This window comes from Bacillus sp. 05T31, assembly GCF_056396725.1.
The window spans coordinates 1-6770 of the sequence record NZ_JBFTMA010000189.1; the positions used below are offsets into that span (position 1 = coordinate 1).

At 37.0% G+C, this 6770-nt stretch carries 9 protein-coding genes, 1 rRNA gene and 1 other RNA gene; 3 read left to right on the forward strand and 8 right to left on the reverse strand.

The features are described from left to right. The 8 genes from AC1DJR_RS13600 to tadA form a co-directional block, all read right to left on the reverse strand. Positions 1–74: ribosomal RNA gene (locus AC1DJR_RS13600) — 16S ribosomal RNA — on the reverse strand; the annotation flags it as partial. Positions 75–293: 219 nt separating this feature from the next. Next, positions 294–563: a pro-sigmaK processing inhibitor BofA family protein gene (locus AC1DJR_RS13605; protein ID WP_429687436.1), complete on the reverse strand. Its 270-nt coding sequence runs from the start codon at positions 561–563 to the stop codon at positions 294–296. Positions 564–823: 260 nt separating this feature from the next. Next, on the reverse strand, positions 824–1045 hold the full coding sequence (locus tag AC1DJR_RS13610; protein WP_002009631.1) for a YaaL family protein: 222 nt from the start codon (positions 1043–1045) through the stop codon (positions 824–826). A gap of 14 nt (positions 1046–1059) precedes the next feature. Continuing rightward, a complete protein-coding gene (gene recR, locus AC1DJR_RS13615) occupies positions 1060–1656 on the reverse strand; it encodes a recombination protein RecR (protein WP_002009629.1) in 597 nt (198 codons plus the stop codon). A gap of 14 nt (positions 1657–1670) precedes the next feature. Next, a complete protein-coding gene (locus AC1DJR_RS13620; RefSeq protein WP_170935248.1) occupies positions 1671–1997 on the reverse strand; it encodes a YbaB/EbfC family nucleoid-associated protein in 327 nt (108 codons plus the stop codon). Between the two features lie 25 nt (positions 1998–2022). Beyond that, positions 2023–3711 (reverse strand): DNA polymerase III subunit gamma/tau, encoded by a 1689-nt coding sequence (gene dnaX, locus AC1DJR_RS13625; protein WP_002029302.1) that lies wholly within the window; start codon positions 3709–3711, stop codon positions 2023–2025. Positions 3712–3843: 132 nt separating this feature from the next. Further along, positions 3844–4108: signal recognition particle sRNA large type (gene ffs / locus AC1DJR_RS13630), an RNA gene on the reverse strand. Positions 4109–4186: 78 nt separating this feature from the next. Continuing rightward, positions 4187–4681: a tRNA adenosine(34) deaminase TadA gene (tadA, locus tag AC1DJR_RS13635; protein WP_002029304.1), complete on the reverse strand. Its 495-nt coding sequence runs from the start codon at positions 4679–4681 to the stop codon at positions 4187–4189. 106 nt (positions 4682–4787) lie between these two features. Here tadA and AC1DJR_RS13640 point away from each other — a divergent pair, with 106 nt between their 5' ends. The 3 genes from AC1DJR_RS13640 to AC1DJR_RS13650 all read left to right on the forward strand — a co-directional run bounded on the left by AC1DJR_RS13640 (position 4788) and on the right by AC1DJR_RS13650 (position 6757). Further along, a complete protein-coding gene (locus AC1DJR_RS13640) occupies positions 4788–5327 on the forward strand; it encodes a cysteine hydrolase family protein (RefSeq protein ID WP_477002815.1) in 540 nt (179 codons plus the stop codon). A 123-nt stretch (positions 5328–5450) separates the two neighbouring features. Next, complete coding sequence (locus AC1DJR_RS13645; RefSeq protein ID WP_477002816.1) at positions 5451–6086, forward strand: deoxynucleoside kinase; 636 nt, start codon at positions 5451–5453, stop codon at positions 6084–6086. Between the two features lie 2 nt (positions 6087–6088). Beyond that, complete coding sequence (locus tag AC1DJR_RS13650) at positions 6089–6757, forward strand: deoxynucleoside kinase (RefSeq protein ID WP_002009620.1); 669 nt, start codon at positions 6089–6091, stop codon at positions 6755–6757. Positions 6758–6770 lie beyond the last annotated feature (13 nt).

A 6770-nucleotide genomic window follows, 5' to 3' on the forward strand; every position in this document is an offset into this window, starting at 1 on the left:
TCCATTCGCTCGACTTGCATGTATTAGGCACGCCGCCAGCGTTCATCCTGAGCCAGGATCAAACTCTCCAATAAAGTTAGTTTGTCTAGCATCTAAAAATAAAAATTGACGTTTCACGTTGTTTGTTTCGTTTAGTTTTCAAAGTTCAAYRYCGCGTTTCAGCGACTTTTAYAATTTAACATTTTGACTTGAATCTGTCAACAACTTTTTTCTTTCGTTCCTGACGACACTTATTAATTTATCATATTACTAATCGATAAGTCAACGCTTTTTTAAAAAATGCCAAAATAAATTTATCTTGGCATTATATATAGCTTAATAATCACTAATGCAGCAACACCTGGCACCCCTAATAAACCTGATACTGTAGCTGTGCCCATGTTAATTGGAATATGAAAACCGAAATATGTCCCTGCAACATTCACAATAAATAGTAACGCTATACCTAAAGTGACATGAAAGAGTGCTTTCCCTATAAAACGTATTGGTTTAGCAGAAACACCAAAAACAAGAAAAATAAAAACTAAAGAAAGAATGCCAACAATAATAATTGTAGAATTCATTTTTTCCTCCTTATGAATGACCTATACATATCCATTTGTATGGGACAAGACAAGAAAAAAGAACATCTATAACATAACTCCTACCACTTCATCTTTATAACCTTTAATCAGTAATCTTTCTTCTAAGCACTAGCAATTAGATACAACTAATTCCATTCCCATTTTTTCTTTCTCCTCTTTATATCCCAAAAATAAAGTAGCCCTATTACTCACAAATAAATCKATAAAAAGYAAAAGGTCCCGCTTTAAAGCRGGACCTTTTACCATTGTTCCATTTTCACAGGACGACGTTTTGCTTCTTTTAACAAGAAAAAATATTTCGCCTCTGCTATTTTTAAAGAACAAAGTACATCTTGAGACGGCTCAACACTTTGTTCAACCAGTCTCTTCTGACGTAGCCATTCATTCTTTACCTTTTCTAATAATACAATTAACTTATCGTCATACTCTTTACGCAACTTACCCTTTTTTTGAAAGAACATTTTCCCTTCTCCTCTTATATCTCTCTACGGCCTTCTAAAGCTTTCGATAGTGTTACTTCATCTGCATATTCTAAATCTCCACCAACTGGCAGACCATGTGCAATACGAGTTACTTTAATTCCTGTTGGCTTTAAGAGGCGGGATATGTACATCGCTGTGGCTTCCCCTTCAATATTAGGGTTTGTTGCTAATATCACTTCTTGTACTGTTTCATCTTGCAGTCTCTTTAATAACTGCGGGATATTAATATCCTCTGGTCCAATTCCCTCCATTGGAGAAATGGCACCACGCAAAACATGATATACACCTTGATATTCTTTCATTTTTTCCATCGCAATTACATCTTTCGGCTCTTGTACTACACAAACAACCGATTGATCCCTATGCGAATCGTCACAAATATAACAAGGATCGCGGTCAGTGATATGTCCGCACACAGAACAATACGCTAAATCTCGCTTTGCATTCACAAGTGCTTTCGCAAAACCTAGTACATCATCCTCTTTCATATCTAACACGAAGAATGCCAATCGAACCGCTGTTTTCGGTCCAATTCCTGGCAACTTCATAAAACTATCGATTAATTTTGATATCGGTTCTGGATAATGCATATATCAATATCCTCCTAGAACATTCCACCTGGTAAGTTCATGCCTTTTGTAAATTTGCCCATTGTAGAGTTTGAAAGTTCATCAACCTTTTTAAGTGCATCATTCGTTGCAGCTAATACTAAGTCTTGTAACATTTCGATATCTTCTGGATCTACAACTTCTTCTTTAATTTTCACTTCAAGAACTTGCTTATGACCATTCGCAATAACAGTAACCATTCCGCCGCCAGCTGTACCTTCAACTGTTTTTTCGCCAAGCTCTTCTTGCGCCTTCGCCATGTCCTTTTGCATCTTTTGCATTTGTTTCATCATATTATTCATATTTCCCATTCCGCCACGCATCATAATTAATTCCTCCTCATTATTATTACTCTTTTATTTCAATAAGTTCTTGCCCTACTAATTTTACAGCCTCTTCTATAAGAGGATCTTCTTTTTGTTCTGGGCTTTCTTCAGAATCCCCGCCTTCGCGTTGTAAAAAGTCTTCACGAATTTTACCCCATTCACTTTTTGGGATAGCAATCATATTTAACCTTTTACTTAACAATTCAAAAAGRGTTTGTTCCAATGTATCCATCGCTTCTCGATTTTCACTAGCCATTTTGCAATGAATCTCATATTGAAATGCTAACACATAGGTATCATCCGAAGCCGCAACTGGTTCACTATTTTCTAATAAAACAGCAAATGCTACTTTGTTATGTGACTTGAGCCTTCCTAATAATTCGCCCCATACAGCTTTTAACTGTTCTAAATCTTGACGCTTCGCTTGCTTTAACACTTCATTCACACGTCCAACAGGAATTTTCATACTTCCTGTTCGTACCGGTTTTGGTGTTGCCCGCGTCTCTCTTACTTCCTGCTGCACACCAGCTGGCACGCCATTCTTTTTAACTTGCTCTAACTCTTTCTCCAACTGCTGCATCCTGTTCATAATCGCTTGTAAACGATCTGCGCCGTTTGCTTGCATCATAAACTGCTGACACAGTTGCACCATAACAACTTCCAAGAATATTCTTGGATGGTTTGTCCACTTCATCTCCTGTTGTCCCTTACTAAGGGTATGAATAATTTCATAGATTACTTCCGGTTGCATTTCTTCACTTAACGTACGGAATTGATCATCTACAATTACCCGTTCCAACATATGTTCTAATTGTGGTGAAGTTTGATATAAAAGCATATCACGATAGTAGTAAATGAAATCCTCCATAAAGCGAACTGGATCTTTCCCTTTACTCATCATCTCATCTATAATACGTAACGCTCTTGATACATCATTTTCACGTATACATTCTACCAGGTCACCCAAATATCGCTGAGATACAGATCCTGTTACAGCTAAAACATCTTCACTCGTCACCGTCTCATCACTATAAGAAATAGCTTGATCAATAAGACTGAGCGCATCACGCATACCACCTTCGGCGGCACGCGCTACGATTTGTAACGCTTCATCTTCTACTTGCGTACCTTCATTTGTCACGACCGTCGATAATCTCTCAACGATATCATTTACTGATATCTTTCGAAACTCAAAACGCTGACAACGCGAAATAATTGTAGCTGGAATTTTATGCGGTTCTGTTGTCGCCAGAATAAAAATAACATGTCCTGGCGGCTCTTCTAAAGTTTTCAAAAGCGCATTAAAGGCACCCATAGAAAGCATGTGAACTTCATCAATAATGTATACTTTATATCCTACAGCACTTGGAGCATATTTTACTTTATCTCTTATATCTCGAATTTCATCTACACCGTTATTTGAAGCCGCATCAATTTCTAATACATCTGAAATAGACCCTTGTGTAATTCCTAAACAAGAAGGACATTCATTACAAGGTTCAGCTACCGGGGCGTGTTCACAGTTAATTGCCTTTGCAAATACTTTTGCAATTGTCGTTTTCCCTGTTCCCCTCGGACCCGAAAACAAATAAGCATGTGAAGCTTTCTCTTGAAGAAGGGCATTTTGCAACGTTTTTGTCACGTGCTTTTGACCGACTACATCTTCGAATTTTTGCGGTCTCCATGTTCGGTATAACGCTTGGTATGACACGAAAATACGGCCTCCCTCAAAGGTTATTATCTTATTTATTATAACCCATTCTGTTTATAGATTCCAAAAGTTATTTTCCATACAAAAAACTCACCTTTATATAAAGGTGAGTTTTGTATACATATATAACTGCCGTGCACCTTCTGTCGATTACGTACCATAAGCGTTACTCAAGCAGTTAGCTCGGTTCAGGCACTCCTGCGGCACACGAGAAAACCCGCTTATTGCTGCTTCCTTCCGGACCTGACAAGGTTCACGGGGTCCCGTTGCGCAGGACCCAAACGTCAACACCACTTACTTAAGGCAGACCTTACAGCAACATAACCTCGAGAAGGGATTCAGCCTCGCTAGAGCGGATTGCGAGTATAGGGCACCGCTACCTCCCCGCTTAGCACGGCAAAGTTAAAACCAATATTCGGTTGCCTTGGATAAGGCATTATTAGTATAACTTGTTTTTTTACAAAATGCAAATACGTTAGTTACCATTACTTTTCTCTAGTTTTTTCACTTCTTTTCTTTTCTTACGAAGCTCCCTAAAAAAAATCGTTAACAACGTACCACATTCTTCTTCAAGTACACCAGGCACTACTTCACACTGATGATTAAAACGCTCATCAGTTAAAAGATTCATCAACGTACCTGCACATCCACCTTTCGGATCGCTCGCACCATATACAACCCGTTTTATACGCGATAAAACAATTCCCCCTGCACACATTGGGCAAGGTTCTAATGTTACATATAACGTTGCATCTTCTAAACGCCATGTCCCTAACTTTTTGCAAGCTTCATCAATAGCTAAGAGTTCGGCGTGAGCTATTGATCTCTGTTCAGTTTCTCTTAAGTTATGTGCGACACTAATCACTTCACCATCTAGCACAATTACAGCACCAATTGGTACCTCTTGTATCGCCTCCGCCTTCTTCGCTTCCTCTATTGCTAACTGCATAAAATATATATCTCGCTCCATAATATAGTCCTTTCACCAAAAATAAAATACACTTTTTCATTTCTTGCAGGTGGGATAACTTTTACAAATTCAATCCAACCTAAAGAAGAAAGAGAGGGAATTACATATGAAAAATACTGCCTTACTCATTATCGATATGATTAATGATTTTCAATTCTCCCACGGAYCCATCCTGGCACAGAAATGTGAAATTATAAAGAACCCCATTTTACAATTAAAGGACACCATGAAATCATTGGGCTATCCRATAATTTATGTCAATGATCACTATCAACTTTGGAGATCTGATATTGATCAACTTATCACCCATTGTACAAATGAGTATAGTAAAAATATTATCGAGGCCATTGCTCCGCATACTGACGATTAYATTTTTATTAAACCACATTACTCTGCTTTTTATGAAACACCTTTGAATTCTTTATTAGGTTATTTAAAAATCGAAAATCTCATTTTAACAGGAATTGCCGGGAACATATGCATCCTTTTTACAGCTAATGATGCCCATATGAGAAATTATACACTTTATGTACCACGGGATTGCATCGCTTCTAATAACGAGCAAGATAATGAACATGCTTTAAAAATAATGGAAGCCACATTAAAGGCAAATATTGTACCGTCATCCCAAATAAAATTTAATTAATACATATCTATTTTCTAACTTTTTATATCAAATTAGTCCGCTCGCTCCCCTCTTGTGCTACAATAATTCTGTTTTGTGTTTTTAGTAGTCACGGTAAATCACTGATTGAAAGGAGGAAACAGCGTGACCGGAGTACCATTTATCACGGTTGAAGGACCAATTGGTGTTGGAAAAACTTCACTTGCGAAGGAACTTTCAACTCACATGCAACTCCACTTACTAAAAGAGATTGTTGATGAAAATCCTTTTTTAGGAAAATTCTACGAAGACATCGACGAATGGAGTTTTCAAACAGAGATGTTCTTTCTTTGTAATAGATACAAACAACTAGAGGATATTAACATAAAGTATTTGAATCAAAGAAAGCCTGTAGTAGCAGATTATCATATATTTAAAAATTTAATTTTTGCATCCCGTACATTAAAAGATTCTCAATATGACAAGTACATGCAAATTTATCGCATTCTTACGCAAGATATGCCTGTRCCAAATGTYATCGTTTATTTAACAGCGAGCCTAGAAACATTACAAAAACGAATTGTCATGCGCGGAAGAGAATTCGAAAAAAATATGGATCCAAATTACTTGCTACAGCTTACAAAAGATTACGAAACAGCAATGGATGCTTTCAAAAAGGACCATCCRRATATTCCRGTATTRAAATTTAATGGAGACGATATGGATTTTGTAAGAAATCATGATGATTTAAATGTCATCTTATCAGCTCTTCAAAATACTCTCTTGAAGGAGTCGAAATAACAATGAATTTAAGGCAAAAATATGATATACCAAATGATGCAGTTATCACTATTGCTGGRACAGTAGGTGTCGGTAAATCAACTATGACAACTGCATTGGCTAACGCTTTAGGTTATCGTACATCTTTTGAAAAAGTAGATTCCAACCCATATTTGGACAAGTTCTATGCTGATTTCACACGCTGGAGCTTTCACTTACAAGTGTACTTTTTAGCAGAACGATTTAAAGAACAAAAAAGAATTTTCGAATATGGTGGCGGTTTTGTTCAAGACCGTTCTATCTATGAGGACACTGGTATTTTCGCAAAAATGCATTACGAAAAGGGTACAATGACTGAAACTGATTATGAGACATACAAAGGGTTATTTGATGCTATGGTCATGACTCCTTACTTCCCTCATCCAGACTTATTAATTTACCTAGAAGGTTCTTTTGATGATATTGTCGATCGTATTCAAGAACGAGGACGTCCCATGGAGCAGCAAACACCAATTGAATATTGGAAAGAGATGCATGGACGTTACGATAACTGGATTAATAACTTTAATTCATGCCCTGTTTTACGATTAAACATTAATGAATACGATATTTTAAAAGATGGCGATTCAATCGAACCAATCATTAAAAAAATTGGACATTTTTTAAAACAAACACGTAAACTTGTAAAATAAAAAACCCGTGCAT